This is a genomic window from Microseira sp. BLCC-F43 (assembly GCF_041929235.1).
Taxonomy (GTDB): Bacteria; Cyanobacteriota; Cyanobacteriia; order Cyanobacteriales; family Aerosakkonemataceae; genus Microseira.
Genome location: NZ_JBHFNP010000235.1, coordinates 30384 through 53046, shown reverse-complemented (window position 1 = coordinate 53046; position 22663 = coordinate 30384). Strand labels below are relative to the sequence as shown.

The 22663-nt window shown below is 47.0% G+C and carries 23 protein-coding genes; 10 read left to right on the top strand and 13 right to left on the bottom strand.

All coding sequences use genetic code 11. From position 1 onward, the window contains the following. Nucleotides 1-63: 63 nt before the first annotated feature. A complete protein-coding gene (holB, locus tag ACE1CM_RS32005) occupies nucleotides 64-1020 on the bottom strand; it encodes a DNA polymerase III subunit delta' (protein WP_374882911.1) in 957 nt (318 codons plus the stop codon). Nucleotides 1021-1087: 67 nt separating this feature from the next. After that, nucleotides 1088-1849, bottom strand: coding sequence for a dTMP kinase (tmk, locus tag ACE1CM_RS32000; protein ID WP_374882910.1), 762 nt, complete (start codon nucleotides 1847-1849; stop codon nucleotides 1088-1090). 170 nt (nucleotides 1850-2019) lie between these two features. Between tmk and ACE1CM_RS31995 the strand changes: the two genes are divergently transcribed. Continuing rightward, a complete protein-coding gene (locus ACE1CM_RS31995) occupies nucleotides 2020-2382 on the top strand; it encodes a hypothetical protein (RefSeq protein ID WP_374882908.1) in 363 nt (120 codons plus the stop codon). 40 nt (nucleotides 2383-2422) lie between these two features. On the opposite strand, the gene ACE1CM_RS31990 is transcribed toward ACE1CM_RS31995, so the two are convergent. From ACE1CM_RS31990 to ACE1CM_RS31975, 4 genes are all read right to left on the bottom strand, one after another. Then, on the bottom strand, nucleotides 2423-2848 hold the full coding sequence (locus ACE1CM_RS31990; RefSeq protein ID WP_226581530.1) for an FHA domain-containing protein: 426 nt from the start codon (nucleotides 2846-2848) through the stop codon (nucleotides 2423-2425). An 81-nt stretch (nucleotides 2849-2929) separates the two neighbouring features. Next, nucleotides 2930-3400, bottom strand: a complete 471-nt coding sequence (locus ACE1CM_RS31985; protein ID WP_374882907.1) for an FHA domain-containing protein — start codon at nucleotides 3398-3400, stop codon at nucleotides 2930-2932. A 118-nt stretch (nucleotides 3401-3518) separates the two neighbouring features. Then, nucleotides 3519-6050 (bottom strand): heavy metal translocating P-type ATPase, encoded by a 2532-nt coding sequence (locus ACE1CM_RS31980; protein WP_374882969.1) that lies wholly within the window; start codon nucleotides 6048-6050, stop codon nucleotides 3519-3521. Nucleotides 6051-6475: 425 nt separating this feature from the next. Next, entirely contained in the window at nucleotides 6476-8047 is a 1572-nt protein-coding gene (locus ACE1CM_RS31975; RefSeq protein ID WP_374882906.1) for a lysostaphin resistance A-like protein, read from the bottom strand. 300 nt (nucleotides 8048-8347) lie between these two features. On the opposite strand from ACE1CM_RS31975, the gene ACE1CM_RS31970 reads away from it, so the two are divergent. The 3 genes from ACE1CM_RS31970 to ACE1CM_RS31960 all read left to right on the top strand — a co-directional run bounded on the left by ACE1CM_RS31970 (nucleotide 8348) and on the right by ACE1CM_RS31960 (nucleotide 12565). Beyond that, nucleotides 8348-11899 carry a hypothetical protein gene (locus tag ACE1CM_RS31970; RefSeq protein ID WP_374882905.1) on the top strand — a complete coding sequence of 1184 codons (3552 nt, stop codon included), beginning with the start codon at nucleotides 8348-8350 and terminating at the stop codon, nucleotides 11897-11899. Between the two features lie 158 nt (nucleotides 11900-12057). After that, complete coding sequence (locus ACE1CM_RS31965; protein ID WP_374882904.1) at nucleotides 12058-12246, top strand: hypothetical protein; 189 nt, start codon at nucleotides 12058-12060, stop codon at nucleotides 12244-12246. 52 nt (nucleotides 12247-12298) lie between these two features. Then, nucleotides 12299-12565: a type II toxin-antitoxin system PemK/MazF family toxin gene (locus ACE1CM_RS31960; protein WP_374882968.1), complete on the top strand. Its 267-nt coding sequence runs from the start codon at nucleotides 12299-12301 to the stop codon at nucleotides 12563-12565. A 239-nt stretch (nucleotides 12566-12804) separates the two neighbouring features. On the opposite strand, the gene ACE1CM_RS31955 is transcribed toward ACE1CM_RS31960, so the two are convergent. After that, nucleotides 12805-13068, bottom strand: coding sequence for a peptide ABC transporter substrate-binding protein (locus ACE1CM_RS31955; RefSeq protein ID WP_374882903.1), 264 nt, complete (start codon nucleotides 13066-13068; stop codon nucleotides 12805-12807). Nucleotides 13069-13184: 116 nt separating this feature from the next. Between ACE1CM_RS31955 and ACE1CM_RS31950 the strand changes: the two genes are divergently transcribed. Further along, a complete protein-coding gene (locus ACE1CM_RS31950) occupies nucleotides 13185-13421 on the top strand; it encodes a helix-turn-helix domain-containing protein (RefSeq protein ID WP_374882902.1) in 237 nt (78 codons plus the stop codon). Here ACE1CM_RS31950 and ACE1CM_RS31945 read toward each other — a convergent pair. Further along, nucleotides 13418-13771 (bottom strand): DNA-binding protein, encoded by a 354-nt coding sequence (locus ACE1CM_RS31945; protein ID WP_374882901.1) that lies wholly within the window; start codon nucleotides 13769-13771, stop codon nucleotides 13418-13420. The two genes, ACE1CM_RS31950 and ACE1CM_RS31945, sit on opposite strands and share 4 nt — an antisense overlap. 4 nt (nucleotides 13772-13775) lie before the next feature. After that, complete coding sequence (locus tag ACE1CM_RS31940) at nucleotides 13776-14102, bottom strand: type II toxin-antitoxin system RelE/ParE family toxin (RefSeq protein ID WP_374882967.1); 327 nt, start codon at nucleotides 14100-14102, stop codon at nucleotides 13776-13778. A 130-nt stretch (nucleotides 14103-14232) separates the two neighbouring features. Between ACE1CM_RS31940 and ACE1CM_RS31935 the strand changes: the two genes are divergently transcribed. Together ACE1CM_RS31935 and ACE1CM_RS31930 are read left to right on the top strand one after the other, a co-directional pair. Beyond that, complete coding sequence (locus ACE1CM_RS31935) at nucleotides 14233-15579, top strand: histidine phosphatase family protein (RefSeq protein ID WP_374882966.1); 1347 nt, start codon at nucleotides 14233-14235, stop codon at nucleotides 15577-15579. A gap of 102 nt (nucleotides 15580-15681) precedes the next feature. Then, entirely contained in the window at nucleotides 15682-16950 is a 1269-nt protein-coding gene (locus ACE1CM_RS31930; RefSeq protein WP_374882899.1) for a dihydroorotase, read from the top strand. A gap of 49 nt (nucleotides 16951-16999) precedes the next feature. On the opposite strand, the gene lepB is transcribed toward ACE1CM_RS31930, so the two are convergent. Then, on the bottom strand, nucleotides 17000-17671 hold the full coding sequence (lepB, locus tag ACE1CM_RS31925) for a signal peptidase I (RefSeq protein ID WP_374882897.1): 672 nt from the start codon (nucleotides 17669-17671) through the stop codon (nucleotides 17000-17002). Between the two features lie 229 nt (nucleotides 17672-17900). On the opposite strand from lepB, the gene ACE1CM_RS31920 reads away from it, so the two are divergent. The 3 genes from ACE1CM_RS31920 to ACE1CM_RS31910 all read left to right on the top strand — a co-directional run bounded on the left by ACE1CM_RS31920 (nucleotide 17901) and on the right by ACE1CM_RS31910 (nucleotide 20192). After that, entirely contained in the window at nucleotides 17901-19220 is a 1320-nt protein-coding gene (locus tag ACE1CM_RS31920) for a dihydroorotase (protein ID WP_374882896.1), read from the top strand. A 290-nt stretch (nucleotides 19221-19510) separates the two neighbouring features. Continuing rightward, on the top strand, nucleotides 19511-19810 hold the full coding sequence (locus ACE1CM_RS31915; protein WP_374882895.1) for a type II toxin-antitoxin system HigB family toxin: 300 nt from the start codon (nucleotides 19511-19513) through the stop codon (nucleotides 19808-19810). Then, on the top strand, nucleotides 19794-20192 hold the full coding sequence (locus ACE1CM_RS31910) for a type II toxin-antitoxin system HigA family antitoxin (protein WP_374882894.1): 399 nt from the start codon (nucleotides 19794-19796) through the stop codon (nucleotides 20190-20192). The genes ACE1CM_RS31915 and ACE1CM_RS31910 overlap by 17 nt, the downstream gene beginning before the upstream one ends. Nucleotides 20193-20265: 73 nt before the next feature. Here the strand turns inward: ACE1CM_RS31910 and ACE1CM_RS31905 are convergent, their stop codons facing one another. Genes ACE1CM_RS31905 through yvcK form a run of 3 tightly spaced genes read right to left on the bottom strand, consistent with a single transcriptional unit; the run spans nucleotide 20266 to nucleotide 22658 of the window. Next, nucleotides 20266-20772 (bottom strand): hypothetical protein, encoded by a 507-nt coding sequence (locus tag ACE1CM_RS31905; protein WP_374882893.1) that lies wholly within the window; start codon nucleotides 20770-20772, stop codon nucleotides 20266-20268. A gap of 6 nt (nucleotides 20773-20778) precedes the next feature. Next, the gene (tsaE, locus tag ACE1CM_RS31900) at nucleotides 20779-21219 is read right to left on the bottom strand and encodes a tRNA (adenosine(37)-N6)-threonylcarbamoyltransferase complex ATPase subunit type 1 TsaE (protein WP_374882892.1); all 441 of its coding nucleotides are present in this window, start codon (nucleotides 21217-21219) and stop codon (nucleotides 20779-20781) included. 53 nt (nucleotides 21220-21272) lie between these two features. Beyond that, nucleotides 21273-22658 (bottom strand): uridine diphosphate-N-acetylglucosamine-binding protein YvcK, encoded by a 1386-nt coding sequence (gene yvcK, locus ACE1CM_RS31895; RefSeq protein ID WP_374882891.1) that lies wholly within the window; start codon nucleotides 22656-22658, stop codon nucleotides 21273-21275. Nucleotides 22659-22663: the final 5 nt, after the last annotated feature.

Genomic DNA, 22663 nt, shown 5'->3' with positions numbered 1-22663 from the left:
CAACTCAAAAGCCTGCGTAGGCAGGCTTGGTTTGTATAGCCCCAGGCTTTAGCCTGCGGGCGTCTATACCTGACTCATCTCCATCAATGTCACTTCCCAAACTAAGCGCGGCTGAGCAAATTTTTGCAAACATTTCCGCGCTTTTTCCAATTTTTCTAGGGGTGATTCGCGAATTTTATTAGCTAAAAATTGCTGCCAATAACAATGCTGCAAGTAATCTATTAACCACAATTGCGCTTCGGTGTCCAAGTTTTTATCAATTTGACGCGCTAATTCTAAAGCATCGCGCAGTTTTTTGGGTGGATGTTTTAATTGTTGGATTAATTCAGCAGGAATTGCTTGCAATTGTTCCATTGATGCGATCGCTTCCCCCGGACTCCCCTGCGCGATCGCTACTATCTCCCTATGCTCTAAAATCTCCCCATGACCCTTATCCCTCAGCACCTGCGTCATCGCCTCTGTGGTTAACCGATAAAATGGTATCCTCTGACACCGCGATACCAGTGTGGGTAATAATGATTCAACGCTGGGTGCAATTAATATTATCGTCGCTCGTCCGGGTTCTTCTAAGGTTTTCAGCAACGCATTTGCCGCCGCTTCTGCCATAGTTTCGGCTTGTTCTAATACTACGAGCGATCGCGGTGCAACCAAGGGCGGACGACTGAGAAATTGGGTGATTTCTCGCACTTGTTCTAAACGAATCGAGGGCGGAGCCTTGCGTTTTAACCCTTTTTGTGCTGCTTCCGCCGCCGATAGTCTTTCTCCGTTGTGCAAATAGGTTGGTTCTACCCACAACAAATCCGGATGGTTACCCGCAGAAATGCGTTTTTTCTCCCGTTCCCAATTGGCTGGCACTTTCGCACAAAATAACTGTTCGATAAAACACCGTGCCGCCAAACTCCGTCCCACTCCATCCGGCCCAGCAAACAGATATGCTGGTGCTATACGGTCAACTTCAATCGCCTGCAAGAGCAACTGCACCGCCCGATCTTGCCCTATTATTTCTCTAAAAGCATTCATCGAAGCCCCATCCAACAATTACCCATTACCCATTACCCATTACCCATTACCCATTACCCATTACCCATTACCAATTCGGATACCATTCTGACAACCGCTTCTCGACAATCATCCGTATTTGCTCTTGTACCGACTCCTGGCTAAGACTCGCATCTATCCGCGCGATCCGGGTTGGGTGCGCTTTGGCTAGGGCTGTAAAGCCTTCTTGCACCCGCTGGTGGAATGTTAAATCGGCTTGTTCCATACGGGTAATTTCTTTTTGTTGCTGCTTCCTCGCCAAACCAACAGCGGGGTCGAGATCTAGCCATAAGGTTAAATCGCTTTGTAAACCGCCGGTAGCAATTTGGTTGAGTTGTTCGATGAGCGAGAGGCTTAAACCTCGTCCGTAGCCTTGGTAAGCGATGGTAGAGTCGGTGTAGCGATCGCACAACACAATCGCTCCTCTAGCTAACTGGGGCAAAAGCACTTCCTCCACATGCTGCGCTCGATCTGCTGCGTATAAGAATAACTCTGCCTGTTCGTGAATCGATAGGTGAGGGCGAACCTCTAACAGCAGGCGTCGCAGTCCTAACCCTAATTCGGTTCCCCCAGGTTCCCGCGTCACCACTACCTCTTGGGCAATACCCGCTGGTTTTAAGCGTAACAGCCAGCCGCTATCTTGCAACCATTGCCCCAGTCGCCGCAGTTGAGTTGTTTTACCGCAGCCTTCTACCCCCTCGAAGGTGATTAATTTGCCCTTTTGGGCTGAAGTAGGCTTAATTTTTTCAGTACAAGCCACATTCTCTTTTAAGCGGGTTGATGCTAATTCAGCCGAATTTTCTGGCAACATAATGGCATCTGGTAGTCAGCATTACATACCACAAATTTGGTAAAAAGTGCGTATATCTCTGGATAGAGGTAAAGGACTGGTTATGGCGATCGCTTGCAAATCGTATCAAACCTCTAGGCAGAGGTTGGGTATTATAAGAGGGTCTTGGAGTTGCAAGCCCGAGGTGTTCCATGGCTCGCTATACTTGTTCCTATACAATTGCCCTTCCCTTAGATCGTCTTCGGCAGTCCCTGATAGATGTTTTAAAGACCTGTCCTGTAGATATCATCTATGAGACGGGTGATTATTTGATGGCGCGGGAGATTCCCGGTAAGGTTTCCTATGCCAAGCTGGTGACGGTAGAAGTTTTGCTAGATCGCACAACGGCTACAGAAAAAGAGACTCGCATGAGTTTGGTGATGAAAAACGAAGAATTACCCCTACAGGTTGACAACCATTGCCACCAGATGTTTGATCTGATGAATCAGGCAATTATCGAAAATCGCCAATGGCAATTGGTTGAAACTGTAGCAGGAGAGTTGCCAACTATTTAGTCAAGGCAGACTTCGATTAAGTTGGGTTACGCAAAATTATCTACTCTTCCGAATCGTCATCTAACATACTCGGGTTAATCAAGGTGATATCAAAGGGATCGAGCGGTCCCGACGGCTGGGTATCGCGTCTGAGTTGGTAATATTTTGCTCGCACTTGGGGACCGAAGACAATCTCGTCTTCGTTTTCCAGGTCGTGAGCGGCCATTCGCCGACCGTTAATTAACAGACCGTTGGAACTGCCTTTGCCTTTGGCATCGCCATCAACAATTCGGTAATAGTGAGTGCCATCTTGCCTGGGTAAGCGTACCAACGTGGCATGTCGGCGCGAGACAAAATGGGAGACGAGGCGAATATCGCACTGTGGATCCCGACCAATCGAATAGACCGGGGCTTTTAGTACTACTTCCTTGCGTCCTTTATCGTCTTCAACAATCAACAGATGATTGTGTTCTTGTGGTACAGGCATTGAAGAATCTCTCTTGGAACAAGTTTAAAAACAGCGGTTAACTCAATGTTGAATGTAGCAGTTGCTCTTAACGTTATTGAGTTATATCTGACCGGGAGTTGGCTGACTCTTCGCTGGAGATTGTTCTTCTACAGTTTTTTCTACCATAGCGGGATCGATCAGCGTCTCATCTAATGATGGCTCTGGCAGCGGTGCTGACGAGGTGTCTTGGCGCTGCATGTACAGATAGGTAACCTGCACGTTAGACCCGAAAACAATTTTGTCGTTATGTTTCAGGATACGAGCGCGGATTTTTTCACCGTTAATTGACAACCCGTTAGTACTATACTTGCCTTTTCCATCACCATCAATAATTTGGTAGGAGTAGCTGCCATCTTGATTTGGTAAGCGGATCAAAGTCGCATGGCGATTGGAGACAAACAAGGACTCCACGCGGATATCGCACCTCTTACTCCGCCCCAGGGAATAAGCAGGAGCCTCTAGAATAAACTCCCTTTGTCCCTTATCGTCCTCAACGATCAATAGATGTTTTTGATAGTTTGGTGCAGTCATCGAAGCATCTGTAATGCGAGGCGGAATCAGCGTGTTTTTGTTTGAATCATAACAGGCACAATCAAAGCGAATCCGATTGACAATGCCTGTTAACTTACCGACAATTTGGCGATGGCAGTTAGGGCGTCAACTCCCGTGAAGACTGACCTTCGCCGCCAAAGACAGGGGTACACAAGGGATTGGTGCGGCGCAGCAGCAGAGAGTTAGTGACAACGCTGACCGAACTAAAGGCCATCATTGCACCCGCACCTGCTGGACCGAGAACGATGCCCCAAACCGGAGCTAAAATACCGGCGGCTATGGGAATTCCCAGGGTGTTGTAGGCCAATGCCCAAAATAAATTCTGGCGGATTTTGTTGACAGTCGCACGGGAGAGCCGAATCGATTCGACAATGTCGCTGAGGCGCGATCGCATCAGGATAATCTGAGCGCTTTCAATAGCCACGTCGGTTCCCGCTTGCAGAGCAATCCCCGCATCCGCTTGTGCCAATGCCGGTGCATCGTTAATCCCATCACCAATCATAGCGACTCGGTGACCCCCGGTTTGCATCTGTTGGATCGCCGCTACTTTGCCATCTGGACGGACGCCGGCTTTAACGTCTTTGGCATCAAGTCCTAAAGTTTGGGCGATCGCCACTGCTGCTTCGTACCGATCTCCTGTTAAAATCATCACCCTTAATCCCATCTGCCGCAGGCTATCGACTGTTGTTTTAGCATCTGGTCTGAGAGCATCTGTAACCGCTATTACCCCTGCTAGCCTGCCTTCTACTGCCACGTATACTACTGTTTTACCAGCCAAAGCTAGCCCCTGCGCTTGCGCTTTTACAGCTTCGACCATCGAGACACCCTGCTGCATTAACCAATCTTCACCTCCCACCAGCACTTGCTGACCTGCCACCGTAGCAGATACCCCCAACCCTGCTTCGGTATAAAAGTCTTGTGCCGCTGGGATAGATAATCCCTTGGCTTTAGCTTCCTCCCCAATTGCCGTTGCCAGGGGATGGCAAGTGCCGCTTTCTGCCGCCGCCGCTAGTTGAAGTAATAAGGACGCGGTGACAAGGGAGAACGGTGACGCGGTGACATCTTGACTCTCCGCGTCTCCCTGTCTCCCTGTCTCCCTGTCTTTACTCTTTGCGCCTTTACTCTCCGCGTCTCCCTGTCTCCCTGTCTCCCTGTCTTTACTCTTTGCGCCTTGACTCTCCGCGTCTCCGTCTCTGGGCGTCTCCCCGTCTTCCCCATGCCCGATGCCCTCAACTGGTATGCAATCTGTAACCGTAGGTTTACCTAGAGTCAGTGTGCCAGTTTTGTCAAATACGATGGTATCGAGTTGCCGTACTCGTTCTAAGACATCGCCGCCTTTGATTAATATTCCTCGTTCTGCGCCGATGCTAGTACCGACTAAGATAGCCGTCGGTGTGGCAAGTCCCAAGGCGCAGGGGCAGGCAACTACTAAAACTGCGATCGCTAGCTTTAAACTCAACAGCAGGGGTGATGGATGCAGCGTCATTTCCATTCCCATTCCTCCATGCCCCATTCCCCATGCCTCATGCACGACATCAGGCCACAGGTGCGTCCCGATAAAATACCAGAAGACAAACGTTAACGCTGCGGCTGTCATTACGCCGTAGGTAAAGTACCCGGCTACCGTATCCGCCAGTTTCTGTACGGGGGCTTTGCGCGTTTGCGCTGCTTCCACGAGTGCGACAATCTGAGCAATGGTTGTATCTTTGCCCGTGCGAGTTGCCCGCAAGACGATAACGCCCGACTGATTTAGCGTTCCGGCAGCGACTAAATCTCCTGGTTGCTTTAATACCGGCATCGGTTCCCCAGTCAGCATCGACTCATCCACCGTTGTTTTACCTGCCACGACTTCGCCGTCCGTGGGGATTTTCTCTCCGGGTAAAACCTGCAACCATTCTCCTATCCGCACTTGGTCGGCTGGAATTTCAATTGCCTGATGCATCGATGTTTCATCTACAACCTTTTCGCTAGTAGTTTTGACTAAGCGCGCGGTTGTGGGCTGTAGCGAAAGTAACGCTTCAAAGGCTGATGCGGCTCGTCCCCTCGCCTGTTGTTCCAAGGTGCGACCCAAGAGGATAAAGCCCAACAACATCACGGGTTCGTCAAAGAAACATTCCCACCCCAATTGGGGAAACAGTAAAGCTACGACGCTAGTGGTATAAGCGGTTACAGCCCCCAATCCTACAAGCGTATTCATGTTGGGTGCTAGCCGTCGGATGCCCCAAAAGCCATCTACAATGATCGATCGACCTGGACCTAGTAAGGTTGCGGTTGCTAACCCCCAGTGAAACCAGAACGGGGTAAGGAAGGAAAAGTGTTGACCCAGATGACCCAGTCCGGATAAAACAATTAAAGCACCAGCCACGATCAGCCGCCAAATGGTGGCTTTGATTTCTCGGCGGTGACTTTCTGCGGGGGTGATGTAATCTGTTTGATTGGCACTCCCATAACGGGGTTGAGTGGGAAACCCGGCAGATGTAAGTTTTTCAGCTAATGTAGCGGGTTCAAGCCTACCAATTTCGTACTCAACAACTGCGACCTCGGTTACCAAATTGACGCAGGCTGAAATAACTCCAGGATTTGATTTTAACTGTTGCTCCACAACCTTGACGCAGCCAGCACACCTCATGCCTGCTACATCCAGAGTGGTTGTATCGGTGGGTAATGTTGGGTGAGCGTTCGCCGTCTGAGACAATACGGGATTAGAAGATTTCTGGACTAATTGCAACACTTCGCTTACCTAATCTGTTTCTCGTTTCTCCTTCAAAGGTAGGCTTTGGCTCGCGAGATCGCCTCTATCTCGCTAAGTTTTTTAAACTATCGTTTATAACTGTTAATATTCCAGCCGCAGTCAGTATCTAAGGATACTTTGTTGCATCTATCAAAAGCTAGAAATATTAACTTTTTTAGTGAAAAAAGCTGTTTTATTGCTTCTGCTTCTACCTTACAAGACTTACGCACGACCTTGCCATCACCTTTGTTTCGACCTGGCGCTCTAGTTTCCTTGCTCAACGATTTTTCACAGAAACCCGGTTTCTTTGCGTAAGTCCTGCCTTATTTAGCGCCGCTACCTAAGATAAATAGACTCAACAAAGTTCCGCTATTCCACAGACTGTGGAGTAGCATGGGAGCTAGTAAGTTGCGCGTGCGCGTATAAACCACCCCCAGCACGATTCCCAACGTCATCAGCGGCAGTACTTCGGACAAACTCAGGTGAGCAACTGCAAACAGCAAGCTACTCGCTACAATTGCTCCCCAAACTGGCACGTAGCGCGTCAAAGATGGCAGTAAAAATCCCCGGAACAGAAACTCTTCAAACAGCGGCGCGGCAACGGCTGCTGTCAAGAAAAATATCAATAAAGCCACCCCATCTTGACTCTCTAGCACCAACGGCAACAGCGGATTGCTCCCTCCCTGTCCGCGCCAAACAAGCTGGTTAATCAACGATACTAAAATCACCAGCGGCAGTGCGGTTAAATAACCTGCCAAACCCCACCAAAACCAATTGCCGCTCAAATCGATTTGAAACCACTTTTCTTGCTGTGGTAGCGGTAAAAAAGCCTTGAGCGAGAAATACAGCACCAATAACCCACCCAGCGCCACCAAAACATAACTCGCCAGCACGTACAAAGACTGCCCCCGCACGTCGAAGGTAGAAGCCTTGACTTTTAGTAAAAAGAATGCTAAAGGAACCAAGATTTGACCCATCAAGAAAAAGCCGACAACGAACACTTGCCAAATCGTCTCGGCGTCCCAGGGAGTTGACCAGGGGAGATTCTCATTTTGCCCCAACAGAGAATCTTTGCCCTTGACCAGTCGCTGACCTACTAGAAAAATTAGCAGTCCGACGCCAATTAAAAACCCTAAAGTTGGGATAGCACTGACAACGGCTAATTTCAAAACCGCTTGCTCGGCTATTTCCCGTTCTGCGGCGATCAGCTTAGAGAGCGCATCCTCGCGTTGTTGTAACTGATAAAGTCGGGTTAACGCCTGGTAGCGGAACCATCCATCTAACTGCTTGTTAATCGACTGCTGTGCATCTGGAAGCAAGCGGGGGGGACTGCTCCACAAACCGATCAAAACTGTAGCGTTTTTGGCGGCGGGTTCTGCATTGGCTTGAGTTTGAACTCGCTCGTTCACCTCTGTCCAAGTCTTTAACGCCGCCTCGGTTTGTCCTTGCTCAACCTGTAAAATTCCCAGCCGCAAGTCTAACTCGTTAATCAATTGTTGCGTTTGTTGAATCGACGCCTGCAACGGTGCTTGCTTGGGAGAAATAGATGTTTGAACGCGAGTGGCTTTGAGGGGTTTCTCTGGGGTGGGTGAAAGCTTGGTATCTTGCTGTAGCAGTTGTTGCAGCGTAGTTTGGGCAGATTGGCGTGCCTGTTCGTATTGCTTTTGAGCTGCTTTTAGCGGTTCAACCCCGATCAGGGTTTCCCGTGCTGACTTGAAATCCACACCTTGGGCAGTTTCACCTTCCCACTGGGTAGCGTGGAGTAGCAAATTGGTTTGGTACAGTTCCAGGCGACTTTGAATCTGAGGCTGATTCCAGCTAGCGATTAAAGACAAGCTCAGGATAAACAGTATTGCAATCGTCAGTACGCCTAAAATAAACCGCTTTAGTGTCATCTATATCTCCCCAGGATACCCCTACCAGTTTAGAGCTTAGACATCCCTGAGAATTATAGGGCGCGCGACAGCCGATCCACAAAACCAGCTTTAGCGCAGTCTGTCGCAACCTATAGATTTTTGTGTAACCGTTGAACTGACCTATCTTCAGACGCTGGTAAGAGAAATTATTAAAAAAAGTAACTCAGTATTTACGTGTACCAAAAAATACATAAAATTACTGTAATTCTGAAGTCAAAACAAATACGTAAAGTTAGCGTTAGCAAAACCCATCTGCTTTGCGTTAGCGGGGAAAAACCTATGGCAATTAGTTCTAGAGACTTGTTCGATGAAGAGTTTTATCTGAATGCTAACCCAGACGTAGCAGAGGCGCTTGCCAGCGGCAAGATCAGAAGTGCTTTTAGACACTTTGAAAGGTTTGGTCAATTCGAGGGGCGCGATCCCAGCCTACTGTTTGATACAGCATATTATCTAGCGGAAAACCCAGATGTAGCCGCAGCAGTTGCCAGCGGCGAACAAGAAAGCGCTTTTAAACACTTCAGGAAGTTTGGACAATTTGAGGGACGCACTCCCATTGCCCAATTTGATAACAACTTGTATCTCGCTCAAAACCAGGATGTAGCAGCAGCAGTTAGCAACGGTCCATTCAGAAGTGGTTACCAACACTTTGTCGAGTATGGTCAAAATGAGAATCGACCCGGTGCGCCTAACCTTGTGGGAGTGCCATTCAGCACTGACAGTTCTAGAGTCACCGAATTCGTCGCCCCAGTTTCACCCTCTGAACTCAATGTGACCTTGCTACCAGGTCAAACACAGACGATTCCAATCAGAGTTGCAGTACCGAGAACAACCAGACCTCTACCGCTGGATGTGTTTCTGCTGCAAGACCTTTCAGGATCGTTTGAAGAAGATTTGCCAATTGTGCGGAACTTAGTGCCAAATTTAACTAGAGAATTACAAAGTATCACCACAAACACTCAATTTGGCATTAGTTCATTTATCGATAAGCCAATATTGCCCTTTGGCAGAAATGACCGTCAACATTATGTATTTCGCCCCGATTTAACGCTAACTACGGATACAGCAGCACTGCAAAGAACGGTAGGAAGTTACAGTACTAGCTCTAAACTTAACATCGGCGAGGATAGCGCGGAAGCACAACTAGAAGCACTGCTGCAAACAGCACTTCGTACCAGAGAAATTGGTTTCAGAGATGGCGCACGCCGGGTGGTAGTAGTCGCAACTGACGCACCTTATCACGTTGCAGGTGATGGTGCTGAAGCTGGGATTACCATTCCTAACAATGGCAATACTGTCCTCGATGGTAATCCACCAGGAACGGGAGAAGATTATCCCAGCGTTGCTCAAGTTCGTAACGCGCTGCAAGCTGCAAACATTGTGCCAGTTTTTGCAGTTACAGAGGAGGTTATCCCCGATTATGAGGCATTAGTTAGCCAACTTGGTTTTGGTGAAGTTGTCGAATTAGAATCTGATAGTTCCAATTTGGTGGATGCAATTGACTTAGGGTTAGGTGGTATTTCGAGTCAAATTGTCCCCACTGTCAGCAGCGATGATTTTGGCTATGTCAAAGGTATCACTCCATCCAGGGTGAGTAATGTTGTTCCTGGGGGTGTGTATACTTTCGATGTCACATTGCAGGGTAGGAGCAAAAATGATGCTATTACTTTGACTGTCCCTGGCTTTGGGGAGACAGTAATTAATGTAAGCAAAATTGTACAAGATACCATCAGTGCAGATTTCCAAGTTTCACCAACTGATGAGTTTCTAAGAAATAATATGTCTGCAACTGCGGGTGGGCTTATTGGAGGTTCAATTGCCTTTGCTGCGCTTGCCAATCCTTTTGCCGGAATTGGTGCGGTAGCTGCAACTTATGCTGCACAGAAGCTGATCGAAGGTTCAACATCTTTTCCATACGGAGTGTTGCGACGTGACGAGTTTGAGATAGAAGATCCAAACGATACCTCTAAAAAAATCAAGCTTCGTATAGACGAGCCTTCTCAGCGTATTGTTCAGCTTAAATATATCCCATACTCAGAAAATAATACACAAACATCTCCCTTTGAATTGGGAACTGAAACTGGAAAAATATGGGTAGTTATTCATGGTTGGAATGATGGCAGCGATCCTAATGGCAATTTACCTAAACTAGCAGAAGCTTTAGCAAAAGTTAGACCGAACGATCGAGTGTTTTTCCTCAATTGGCAGCAAGCTGCTAATAACGGTTTTATAGATAAAAATGATACCAACAACATAGATTCTTCCCTGAGAGTAGGTAACTACTTTGCTGCTAAGTGGATTAGACCTGTTGCTGAATTTGTCGTCAAAAATTTGGGGATTGACGCGGCGCAAGCTAGCCAAAGCCTAAATTTAATTGGTCACAGCCTCGGATCGTTAGTCAGTAGTGAAATTGGTCGTCTTTACAAAGAAGGGTTCACAGATGCAACAGGTAAAGAAGTCAAAGGTAATAACATAGGTGTCAGCACAATTACCGCACTTGACCCACCATCACAAAGTAACCTTGATATATTGAATTTTGCAGGTGTAAGCTATGATTTAGACGGTCGCAATAATCAACCCGATCCACCTAAAGGTTTTGATGAAGTATCTAATTATTCCCTAGCTTTTGTAGGCACGAGAAGTGTCGCTGGGAACCAAAAACTAGCGGCAACTGCCAGCGAATCATTTCAGATGGATTTCGGCGGGTTGAGTAATCCTGTAGATGAACACGGTCAGGTTGTTCAGACTTTTACAGAGTTACTTAAAACACCAGAAAATGGGCAGCTACAAATAATCCAGCAAGAACTTATCAAAGAGCGAATTTTCAGCAGCCACGATACCAAGTTTACTGACAAGGATCGCAAGGCTAGACAAAATGCTTATTCATATTTGTCAAACCCTATTAACCCTTTTTCGTCTGTCCCTGCACACGAAGGAATCCTTGAGGTAGAAGAAAAAATACAACCAAAAGTCCTTGTTTTCAAAGATACGCAAACTCAAAATGACGATATAGTCAGAGGTACTAATAAAGATAATGGGCTGGATGGTGGAGACCTAATTCCTCTTATAACTGGCAGTCTTCTGTACGATGGCTCTGGTAATGATACATTCTACGGAGATGCTGGCAATGATAAAATATTTGGCGGAACTGGTAACGATACCATCTATGGAAATCAAGGCAACGATACCATCAATGGCGAACAGGATGATGACTTAATTTATGGAGGTCAAAACGAAGATTATATCTACGGAGGTAAAGGGAGAGACAAAATTTATGGACACAATGGTAACGATACTCTCGAAGGAAACAATGGTAGCGATACCCTTTTAGGAGGAATAGGTTCAGATAGGATATGGGGTGGTGGTGATAATAGCGCTGACATTCTTGATGGTGGCTCGGAAAATGATACCTTGACAGGGGAATCTGGAAATGACACACTCACTGGTGGAGCCGGTGATGATAAGCTCGAAGGTGGTAATGATGATGACACACTTATCGGAGGCACAGGTAAAGACACGCTAACAGGTGGCTTTGGTAGCGATACATTTGTTTTTTCACCAGGCGATGGAGCCTCTAGCAGAGACGCTTCTGATATCATTGAGGACTTTGGCACGGGTTTGGTTTTTGGGCTAGGTGGTGTTGATAGAATTGCGTTAGCAGGTGGTTTGAGGGCAGAACAAATTCAGTTGGAAGTATTTGGTGGGAATTTATTGGGGTTTGGGAAGAAAACTGCTTTAATTGCAAATGGTGAATACCTGGCTGTTCTCAACGGTGAATTTAATAAAAACTCTCTGAATTTTATAGAAAACTTCGTCATCCCAACGATTATTTGATTGTTCAGCGGCGCGATCGCATCTCTACAAGCTGGCTTTTTGGATAGCTGCGATCGCTCCCAATTCCAATATAACTGTCAGTTATGTTTGAGCTATACTACGAATAGTATGATTGATAGTATAAAATGGCTAAAATATCTATTTTAATATAAGATGAATTGCTAACTTACATCGAACAAAAGGTAGAGAACCGCAGCACTTTGATTGAATCTCTCTTGCAACAATGGCGGCGGCAACAGGAAGATGAAGCTTTGGCACAAGCTTGTAAGTTGGTTGATGAATTAGGTTTAGGCTGGGATGAGGAATGGCAAACTCTAGCGATTACGGATTGGGAAGCATCTGGGTAGTGCGGTTTGAGCCATCTGTGGGTACGGAAATGCGTAAACTCGACCCGCTTTGGTGGTTTCTGGTTCTGCCTTCAATGTCCAACGTAGCAAGGTAACCGTTTTACCTTTTACTTCAGCTCTTCCCAACGATCCTCGCATTTCTCTGGCTATGGTATTTGTGCCGTCATCAGTAGAAAATGGCTTAGCGGTGGATAGTTTACTGGTGTGCGTTGACCCCATGACATTTGATAAGTCGAGATTAGTACAACGATTGGGTCAATTGGAAACTGAACTGATGACTCAAGCGCAGGCGATTTTGCGTCAATATTTGCGGTTGTAGCATTCTGGTTCTGGATCTTATGCCAAAATAGCTTCGATGTAGCCAGCAGCATATTCAGGGTTTTTGAGACGTGCAATCAGGGACTCGCGGTAGCTATTATCGGTGGGCATTTTCTCTTCTCCTAATGTGGAGGTAATGGTGCGTTACACTTCTTTAACGCACCCTACAAACACAGGATTTACGCAACTGGCACATTGAATTTAAAGTTTGTAGTTGCGATGCAAGCGCTGATTCTGGGTTTAATCCACAAGAACATGGCGGATCAAACTTCGCATTAGCTTGCCGGGAGTAAAGGCAGGTAACAGCTTCGACCATTCTTTGACTTCGGCAAAGCGACATTTATACAGCGCGTGAACAATTTTGTCAATTCCCTTCGCTGAGCCAATGACTAGGATCAGCACAGGTTCGCGGTCTGGTTCAGTAGGCGCAGGAGTTAGCTGTAAGGCGGGCGATGGGGGAATCTCTTGGACATCTTTGGCAGTAAAAAGCCTGGTTTTAATCATAGCGGTTGACCAGATTGGTAGAAATAGTTGACGATTAGCAACTATTTCCAGTGTACTGCATTGGGTGACAATCAGCATCGTTTACGAGAGCAAGACTCTCTGACACAATCGGGAGCATGGGAAGAGCAGGTAAAGCCCTCAAACAGGTGTTGGCGGCATACGACATCAGTCAATATCAATTGGCGGCAACAATGGAGATTGATCGCTCGAACATTAGCCGTTGGGTGAGTGAAGAACGAGATCCTTCGGCTGAGGCGGTATTTGCGATTAAGAAAGCATTGAAAGTACTGAACCCGGATGCTGCTAAAGAATTCGTTTGGTTATATCTGGAAAATGGAGAGGAAGACAGCTAGGTTGCGATCTCTGGGAGTTGTTCGCGCTCTCTATGCCCACTATCTGAATTATCTGATTTAACTGTAACCGTTAACTTTAATCCCAGTTGATCCAGCCAAAGTGCCAAGTTATAAATTTCAGCACTTCCTTCCACCGAAAGAATACGCTCTAATTTTTCCAAATGAAGCTTAGCTTGCTCTTTTGGCAGATTGATTTCTCCAAGTGCAAGGGCTACATCTTGAAGGGCATCTTTGAGCAGATCTGGTTCTGGATCTTCTTCTTCCAAAATAGCTTCGATGTAGCCTGCAGCATATTCAGGGTTTTTGAGACGTGCAATCAGGGACTCTCGGTAGCTTACACTTTTAGGCATTGTCTTAACTCCTATAATCTGCCCAATATTCCTGAGCGGTGCGAATGTCTTGCTCTTGAGTACTTTTATCTCCTCCACAAAGGAGCAGCACAATTGTTGCTCCTACTTGTCCAAAATAAACCCGATAGCCAGGGCCATAGTTAATTCTTAATTCACAAACTCCTTCACCAACCGAACGATAATCTCCCACATTACCTTTGCTGACTCGCCTCAGCCTTGTGTCAATCTTAACTTGTGCCTTTGTATCCCGAAGCGAATTAAACCATTCATCGAAAGGAATTCTCCCATCTGGTGTCACGTAACGTTGAATATCCCTGGGTTGTGCTTCCATTATCAAGGGTTGTAGCTGCAAGGGAATTTTATCCTAATCGGTCTATGGGAAGTCTCCCATTCAGTGGCGTCGCCCAAACAAGGTAAAATCTTTCCAGACCCCTCTCCTATTGTTTGCGGAGGATACTACCCTGGCTACCCGCGTTATTCTTGTCCGTCACGGGCAAAGCAGTTACAACCAACAGCAGCGCATCCAAGGTCGTCTCGATGCGTCGATTTTAACCGATGCAGGCCGCGCTACCGCGCTTTTAGTCGCGAAGGCACTCAGCGGTATAACTTTTAATGCCGCTTACTCCAGTCCGCTGCAACGGGCGAAAGAAACGGCTCTGACGATTCTATCGAGTTTAGAATCATCAAATGTGCCATCGCTACAGGTTGCAGATAATCTGATGGAAATCGATCTGCCGCTGTGGGAGGGGTTGTACAAGCAAGAAGTTAAGGACAATTTTCCCGAAGAGTATCGCTGTTGGCAAGAACGTCCCCACGAACTGCAAATGCAGGTTTCAACGCCAGAGGGAACTAGAACGCATTTTCCCGTTTTAGCGCTTTTCGAGCAAGCAAAGCAATTCTGGACTGATGTTTTATCCCGCCATCCAGGACAGACTATTTTAGTCGTAGCCCATAACGGGATTAATCGCGCTTTGCTCAGTACCGCAATTGGAATTCCTCCAGCACGCTATCATTCGATCCAACAATCCAACTGCGGCATTAATGTCTTAAATTTCGCCGGTGGTTTGGGGGATATCGTACAGTTAGAGTCGATGAATCAAACGGCTCATTTAGGAGATATCCTACCCAAGCCGCGACCGGGTCACAAGGGGCCGCGTTTGTTGCTTGTGCGTCATGGGGAAACTGAGTGGAACCGTCAAAAGAAATTTCAGGGGCAAATTGATGTACCCTTAAACGATAATGGGCGAGAACAATCGAGTCGGGCAGCTGAGTTTCTCAAGGATATTCCGATTGATTTTGCTAGAACTAGCCCGATGTTACGTCCCAAAGAAACCGCTGAAATTATTTTGCAATATCACCCAGATGTAGAATTGCAATTGCAGCCGGAATTAAAGGAAATTAGTCACGGGCTTTGGGAAGGAAAATTAGAAGCGGAAATTGAGCAAGAATATCCCGGTTTGCTGAAAAACTGGCAAGTCGCACCGGAAACGGTTCAAATGCCCGAAGGGGAAAATTTGCAACAAGTTTGGTCGCGCGCGATCGCATCCTGGAATGCCATTGTTACCGAATTCAGCCAACAACCCAAAACTGGTATAGTTGTAGCTCACGACGCGATTAACAAAGCGATTCTTTGTCATCTTTTCGGCTTGGAACCAGAACATTTCTGGAACTTTAAGCAAGGCAATGGCTCGGTCACCGTTATCGATTATCCCAAAGGTGTGGCAGGATACCCGGTTCTACAAGCAATGAATATTACCATTCACCTCAGCGGCAGTATCCTAGATAAAACCGCAGCCGGGGCATTGTAATATAATTGGCAGTGGCAAATAAAAGCAGCTAATGGCTAATGGCTAATCGCTAATAGCTGCTAAAACAATCAGCAATCAGCAATTAGCAATCAGCAATCAGCAATGAACGAACTACTTCAACAAGTAAGAGCATTAGATCCGCTCTCTGGAACGGATCGAGTTGCTGATGTTCTAATTGCAGACGGTGTAATTCAAGCGATTGAAGATAAAATTTACCACTGGCCTCACGATACATCGGTACGCGATTGTTGGGGATTAATATTAGGGCCAGGATTGGTAGATCTTTACAGTCATTCTGGAGAACCTGGTTTTGAAGAAAGGGAAACCTTAATCTCTCTGAGTCAAGCCGCCGCATCTGGAGGTTTTACCCGCCTTGCCATCTTACCCGATACTGCACCAGCTATAGACAATCCAGCAACACTATCAAGGTTACAGAAATTATATCCCCCCCTCTCCCCTGCCCCTATTCTCCACTTCTGGGGCGCTTTAACCTTGGGCGCAAAGGGAGAGGAAATGACCGAATTGGCAGAATTGGCATCTGCTGGAGTAGTGGGTTTTGCCGATGGTCAACCCCTATCCAATTTAGCGCTAGTGCGTCGCTTGTTGGAATATTTGCACCCCTGGGGAAAACCAGTGGCTTTATGGTGTTGCGATCGCCAGCTTACAGGCAATGGTGTCATGCGCGAAGGCTCTCATTCCATTGTCTATGGTTTGCCTGGTAATCCGGTAATTTCCGAAACTTCTGCGATCGCTGCTTTACTAGAAATGGTAGAAGCCATCGGCACGAGCGTCCACATCATGCGCGTTTCTACCTCTCGCGGCGTCGAGTTAATTCAGCAAGCTAAACAACGCGGTTTACCCGTCACCGCCAGTACAACTTGGATGCATTTACTGCTTGACACAGAAGCAGTTATAACTTATAATACATCCCTAAATGTTGAACCACCTTTGGGCAATCGCTGCGACCGGGTGGCATTGCGGCGGGGGGTGAAAGAGGGGATATTGGATGCGATCGCCATCGACCATACCCCCTACAGCTACGAAGAAAAAACCGTCGCCTTCGGGGAAGCTCCCCCAGGGGCAATCGGTTTAGAATTAGCCTTGGCCTTGCTATGGGAAAATTTAGTAGAAACTGGCGAATGGTCGGCAATAGAATTGTGGCGGGCTTTGAGTACGCAACCTGCCGAGTGTTTAAAGCAAATACCCGCTAGCGTCGCACCCAATCAACCCGCTGAAATTACCTTATTTGCCCCCCAACAAACTTGGACAGTCGAGAAACAAACCTTGAAGTCCCTTTCTAGCAATACACCTTGGCTGGGTCAACAACTCAAAGGTCGCGTCCTGCAAACCTGGCGCCAAGCTAGCAATTAACAATTAGCCATTAGCCATTAGCCATTAGCAGTTAACTCTGGGCTACTGACTATTTACCAGGATACAACGGTTGTGGAGTCAGTCCCCCCATGCGATTGAGAGGCCAGAAACGAACCACTGCCTTACCAATAATATTGTCGCGGGGAACCGGCCCCCAGAAATGACTATCGCAGCTATTGTTACGATTATCACCCAAGACTAAGTAAGACTTCGGAGGTACGTTAACCGGGCCAAACTGGTAGCTGGGAGGGGCATCGATATACTTTTCCGGCAACTTTTGACCGTTAATAAAAACCTGTTCGCCTTTAACCTCGACCTTGTCACCGGGTAGCCCAACTACACGCTTGATGAAGGCATCCTTGAGTTTGGGATTATTCTGGGTGGTCGGATCTGGGGACGAGTCAGCCCAATTATTATTATTTGGATTGGGGTCGGAAAAGTTACTAAAGCAACTAGCAGCCTTCTGGGGTGGCATGAATACCACAATATCTCCCCGCTGAGGATCGTTAAACCGATAGCTGATCTTATCAACGATTAAGCGGTCGTTAATCTGTAGCGTTGGTAACATCGACCCGGAGGGGATGTAACGCGCTTCCGCCACAAAGGTGCGAATGCCAAAAGCCAATACTGCACTTAATCCGATCGTCTTGACAGCTTCTAACCAGGCGTTATCGGAGTTTTCGTTGGGTTTATCTGGAACTTGTTTTTGCACGCGAGTCATTTAGTATCCCGCTGGCTACCTCATGTAGATTTTAACGTAATGGAAAGCAACGCGGGGATTGGTGCTTTCCTAAACAATAATATTAGGTGAGTTAGAGAGCGATCGCAAAGCTTGCCCGCCAGCTTGAGCTAACAGCTAAAAGTTTAGGCAGTGTCAAACTAATCTAACATGTCTTTAGAATAACAGGAGATAATCAAGCTCGCGCTCATGTTAAACAAAAATTGCTCCTATGCCCCATAATCAATCCCTATTAATCCGCCACGCCCGAATTCTGTTACCCAACGGTGAGTATCTGCTGGGAGATGTGCTGGTGCGCGATCGCATCATCCTCGAAGTCGCCCCAGAAGTAAGCGCAACGGCAGATCGGGAAATAGATGCAAAAGGTTTAACTTTGTTGCCAGGAGTCATCGATCCGCAGGTACATTTTCGCGAACCTGGACTGGAACACAAGGAAGATTTGTTTACCGCTTCTTGCGCCTGTGCCAAAGGCGGCGTAACCTCGTTCCTAGAAATGCCCAATACCCGCCCTTTAACCACCACCCAAGCAGCGTTAGATGACAAGCTGCAACGGGCATCCCAGAAGAGCTTGGTTAATTATGGCTTTTTTATCGGGGCGACGGCGGAAAATTTACCCGATCTGGTAGAAGCCAACCCGACCTGCGGCATTAAAATTTTTATGGGGTCGATGCACGGCGCGTTATTAGTAGATCGAGAAACAGCCCTCGAAGCTATTTTTGCTAACGGAAAGCGTTTAATTGCCGTTCACGCGGAAGATCAAGCCAGAATTAACCAGCGACGGCAAGAATTTGCCAGCATTACCGCGACGGCGATTCATTCTCAAATTCAGGATAATCAAGCGGCTTTAAATGCGACTAAATTAGCGCTGGAATTGTCGAAAAAATATCAGCGACGGCTGCATATTTTACACATGTCCACGGCGGAAGAAGCCGAGTTAATGCGTAGGGATAAACCGCTTTGGGTGACTTGTGAAGTAACGCCGCAACACTTGCTATTAAATACCGATGCTTATGAGAAAATCGGTACTTTGGCGCAAATGAATCCGCCATTGCGATCGCACCACGATAACGAAGTCCTTTGGCAAGCTTTACTCGATGGTGTAATTGATTTTATCGCCACGGATCACGCGCCCCATACTTTAGAAGAAAAAGCCCAGCCTTACCCCAATTCTCCTTCTGGGATGCCTGGAGTGGAAACATCTTTACCGCTAATGCTAACTCAGGCAATGCAGGGAAGATGTACGGTGGCACAGGTGGCAAATTGGATGTCTACTGCTGTGGCGAAGGGTTATGGGATACCGAAAAAGGGAGCGATCGCAGTTGGTTACGATGCCGATTTAGTTCTTGTAGACTTGAATAATTACCACCCGGTTTTGCGCGCAGAATTACAGACAAAATGCGGCTGGAGTCCCTTTGAAGGCTGGAATTTAACCGGATGGCCCGTTTATACTATTGTCGGCGGTCAGGTTGCTTACGAACGCGGTAAATTGAATACAGAAGTAAGAGGTCAAGCATTAACGTTTGATGCTTGATATCCAATCAAAATCTTGGTGTCCAACCTTTCAGCTTGACAAATGCCTCTCATTTTGAGAGAATAAGAGATATAGCGGTTTGCAGCCATATGAGCTACGGCGACTGTTTGCATAGCGGCAGCATTAATGCTGCGCGCTTGACAAACAAAGCCTAGTGGCTCTAACTCAATCATTTGCAATCCGCTATAAATTGATTGCCTCTCCCGTACCTGCAATGGTATTACACTCTAAGTACGCGAGAGTTAATCAATTTTTTTGGTCAAAACATATGAAAAGAAAACCGACAAACAATGCATCTGATTTCAATTCGCCACATCCGAACTGATGTTGCCCAGTACCCCGATGTCAAAAAGCAAATTGATGACTGGTACGCAACCGTCAAGAATGCGGAATGGCAGAACTTGGAGGACGTTCGTAAGATTTACCGCGATGCTGAAGCGGTGGGAAATTTTACTGTCTTCAACATTAAAGGCAATGACTATCGCCTGATTGTTGGCATCGACTATGAAGAGCAAGTAGTTTACTACAAATATTTTATAACACATGGTGAATACGACAAAGGTAAATGGAAAAATGACCCTTACTTTTGACCAAACTATTTATCGCAATCTACTGGCTGAAGTTGTTCCCGTAGCGATTGAGACGGAAGCGGAGTACGAACGTGCTTTGGCAGTGGCAGAGCAGCTAACCTTTAAGAAAAATCGTACTTTAGAGGAGCGTGCTTTACTCAAGTTGCTGGTGATATTGATTGAAGCTTATGAGGCACAGAATTATCCAATGGATCGATCGACGCCTCATGAAATTCTGCAACATATTATGGAAGCCAGTGGAACTCGCCAAGCTGACTTAGTAGGTATTATCGGATCTAGCGGCGTAGTCTCCGAAGTTGTAAATGGCAAGCGTTCGATTAGCAAGGCACAAGCCAAAGCACTTGGGGATTATTTTAAAGTGTCACCTAGTCTATTTATCTGATAGGACTGATGCAGGGACACCAAGTATAAGGCAATGGTGCGTTACACTGCGTTAACGCACCCTACTAGCTTAACTATCTTCCAGGACGTGGTGTTTCTCCCTCACCCAAAACAGCTAAATCTTGTTGAGCCATAGAAAGAGGTTTGGTTCCACTACACAACCCCGTTTCTAACTGAGACTTCTGCCTAGAAGCATAAACGAGGTACTGTTCTGTTTTTTGAAAAGAGTACCCACAACTAGCACTGGAATTAGATGTCATAACAACGATTTGCGGTCTTTTTTGACCTTTCCAAATCCTGGACACTTCAAATATAACTCGAACTTCTGAATCAGGATTTCGCTGAATAATATCGATTGCTCGTCCTGCAAACACTGATTGAGCAGATTCAAAATATTGTTGAGGAGTCCTGGGGAGACAACTACAGGCATAAGCCGCAGTTACCTGAACAATAGCCAACAAGCTGGCAGCACTAAGTAACATCTTCTTCATAGACTTACCCTCAGAATTTTGATTTGAACTCCCAGAATTGACCGATGGGATTCCAGAAAAGTTCCGCTGTTGTAGCTGATAAATTTCCATTTTAAATTATCCTATGGTAGTGAAGTGAGCTAGACGGCTGCCATCTGTTTGATATGTCAAACAAATTTTGATATAATTATTAGGTTTATCGGGTAATCTTTCTGCCCATTCTATGGCAACTATTCCTGGCGGAAATTCAATGCCTTCCCAATAAGCTTCTAGATTCAATGCTTCAACTTCTTTGGGTTCTAAGCGGTATAAATCTAGGTGATAAAGCGGGATGCGTCCTTCTGGATATTCGTTAATTAAGGTAAACGTGGGACTGACGATGGGGTCTTTTATGCCCAATCCCTCCCCAAGACCTTGAACTAGGGTAGTTTTACCGCTACCTAAGTCTCCTTCTAATAAAATGACACTACCCGGTGGGAGGGATTGAGCTAAATTGCGACCGAGTTCGCGCGTCGCTTCTGCATCAGGCAAAACAATTGTATTGGACTCTAGTTTCATGGCTAATGGCTCATAGCTAATGGCTAATTGTAAGAGCTATTAGCCATTAGCAATTAGCCGGTTTGAGCGCGACCATACCATCGCAGGAGAACGCGAGCTAGTTTTTGGGGATTGTGACGGACTAGACCTGTGTTTTCATCTTCATCCATGACGTTGGATAGAACGATCCGACGCCCCAATTGTCCTACTGCTTCTCGATCTAGGCGCACGGGATAGGAATTTTCTTGAGCATAGCGGATCAGGGCTTTGGCAGAGGGGACTTTCCGCTGCACGAGGACGGCGTTAAATAACCGCTGTCCGCAGGCTTGATCGATGGCCTTGATGTGGTCGGCAACGGTGTATCCTTGAGTTTCTCCCGGTTGCGTCATGACGTTGCAGACGTAGATGCGGGGGACTTGCCGTTGGGCGATCGCACTAGCAATTTCCGGCACCAACAAATTCGGAATCACGCTGGTATAAAGACTTCCCGGCCCGATAATAATATAATCCGCTTCCCGAATCGCCTTGAGCGCTTTGGGTAACGCGGGTGGATTGGCGGGTGTGCAACCAATTTTCACAATGCTGCCTTTGGCTTCTGTAATATTCGACTCGCCTTCAATGCGGCGTCCGTCGGCTAATTCTGCCCACAAACGCACATCTGAGAGGGTCGCCGGTAACACTCGCCCCCGCACGGCTAGAACTTTGGAACTAGCGACGATCGCTCGGTCTAAATCGCCGGTAATTTCGCTCATCGCCGTCAGGAACAGGTTACCAAAACTGTGACCCGTTAAACCATCCCCTGCCTTGAACCGATATTGAAACAATTCGGTTAATAACTTTTCCTCATCTGCCAACGCTGCCAAACAGTTGCGAATATCCCCTGGCGGCAAAACTCCAATTTCCCGCCGCAGGCGTCCTGAGGAGCCGCCATCGTCCGCTACGGTGACAATGGCGCTTATATTGCCGCTGTAAGTCTTTAATCCCCGCAGCAGCGTCGAAAGCCCCGTACCGCCGCCAATCGCTACAATTTTCGGACCCCGATTTAACCGGCGATGCGCCAGCAGCATGTCAATCAGTTCGTCATCTCCCCCTGGCTTGAGAACTTCTGTGATTGAACCCAGGCTGCGGGTTTGCCCCCATAAAATCAACAGCACGCCACAGAGTATCACTATAGGCCCGCTGATATAGTTGGGAACGATCGCGGCAATTTTCTCTACAACTTCGATCGTGAACTGAATCAGGCGATAGGTGGGCGTTAGCTTCACCCATATCGCCACTCCCAGACTTGTCAGCAGCACGCCGCTAGCACTGATCAGCAACCAGCGTTTGACTAACAAACCGGGCGCTAACCACTTAAACCATCGGTTAAATCGCCGGGGAGTCCTGGGGTTAAAACCCCAGGCTAGGCGCGACTCCTGAGACAGGAGGAGTAGAACTTGTTTGAATATACCAATTGACATGATCA

Excerpts from the sequence above, each read along its gene's own strand:
- holB (WP_374882911.1), bottom strand. The coding sequence starts at position 1,020 with ATGAATGCTTTTAGAGAAATAATAGGGCAAGATCGGGCGGTGCAGTTG.
- tmk (WP_374882910.1), bottom strand. The coding sequence starts at position 1,849 with ATGTTGCCAGAAAATTCGGCTGAATTAGCATCAACCCGCTTAAAAGAG.
- ACE1CM_RS31995 (WP_374882908.1), top strand. The coding sequence starts at position 2,020 with ATGGCTCGCTATACTTGTTCCTATACAATTGCCCTTCCCTTAGATCGT.
- ACE1CM_RS31990 (WP_226581530.1), bottom strand. The coding sequence starts at position 2,848 with ATGCCTGTACCACAAGAACACAATCATCTGTTGATTGTTGAAGACGAT.
- ACE1CM_RS31985 (WP_374882907.1), bottom strand. The coding sequence starts at position 3,400 with ATGACTGCACCAAACTATCAAAAACATCTATTGATCGTTGAGGACGAT.
- ACE1CM_RS31980 (WP_374882969.1), bottom strand. The coding sequence starts at position 6,050 with ATGAGGTGTGCTGGCTGCGTCAAGGTTGTGGAGCAACAGTTAAAATCA.
- ACE1CM_RS31975 (WP_374882906.1), bottom strand. The coding sequence starts at position 8,047 with ATGACACTAAAGCGGTTTATTTTAGGCGTACTGACGATTGCAATACTG.
- ACE1CM_RS31970 (WP_374882905.1), top strand. The coding sequence starts at position 8,348 with ATGGCAATTAGTTCTAGAGACTTGTTCGATGAAGAGTTTTATCTGAAT.
- ACE1CM_RS31955 (WP_374882903.1), bottom strand. The coding sequence starts at position 13,068 with ATGATTAAAACCAGGCTTTTTACTGCCAAAGATGTCCAAGAGATTCCC.
- ACE1CM_RS31950 (WP_374882902.1), top strand. The coding sequence starts at position 13,185 with ATGGGAAGAGCAGGTAAAGCCCTCAAACAGGTGTTGGCGGCATACGAC.
- ACE1CM_RS31945 (WP_374882901.1), bottom strand. The coding sequence starts at position 13,771 with ATGCCTAAAAGTGTAAGCTACCGAGAGTCCCTGATTGCACGTCTCAAA.
- ACE1CM_RS31940 (WP_374882967.1), bottom strand. The coding sequence starts at position 14,102 with ATGGAAGCACAACCCAGGGATATTCAACGTTACGTGACACCAGATGGG.
- ACE1CM_RS31930 (WP_374882899.1), top strand. The coding sequence starts at position 15,682 with ATGAACGAACTACTTCAACAAGTAAGAGCATTAGATCCGCTCTCTGGA.
- lepB (WP_374882897.1), bottom strand. The coding sequence starts at position 17,671 with ATGACTCGCGTGCAAAAACAAGTTCCAGATAAACCCAACGAAAACTCC.
- ACE1CM_RS31920 (WP_374882896.1), top strand. The coding sequence starts at position 17,901 with ATGCCCCATAATCAATCCCTATTAATCCGCCACGCCCGAATTCTGTTA.
- ACE1CM_RS31915 (WP_374882895.1), top strand. The coding sequence starts at position 19,511 with ATGCATCTGATTTCAATTCGCCACATCCGAACTGATGTTGCCCAGTAC.
- ACE1CM_RS31910 (WP_374882894.1), top strand. The coding sequence starts at position 19,794 with ATGACCCTTACTTTTGACCAAACTATTTATCGCAATCTACTGGCTGAA.
- ACE1CM_RS31905 (WP_374882893.1), bottom strand. The coding sequence starts at position 20,772 with ATGGAAATTTATCAGCTACAACAGCGGAACTTTTCTGGAATCCCATCG.
- tsaE (WP_374882892.1), bottom strand. The coding sequence starts at position 21,219 with ATGAAACTAGAGTCCAATACAATTGTTTTGCCTGATGCAGAAGCGACG.
- yvcK (WP_374882891.1), bottom strand. The coding sequence starts at position 22,658 with ATGTCAATTGGTATATTCAAACAAGTTCTACTCCTCCTGTCTCAGGAG.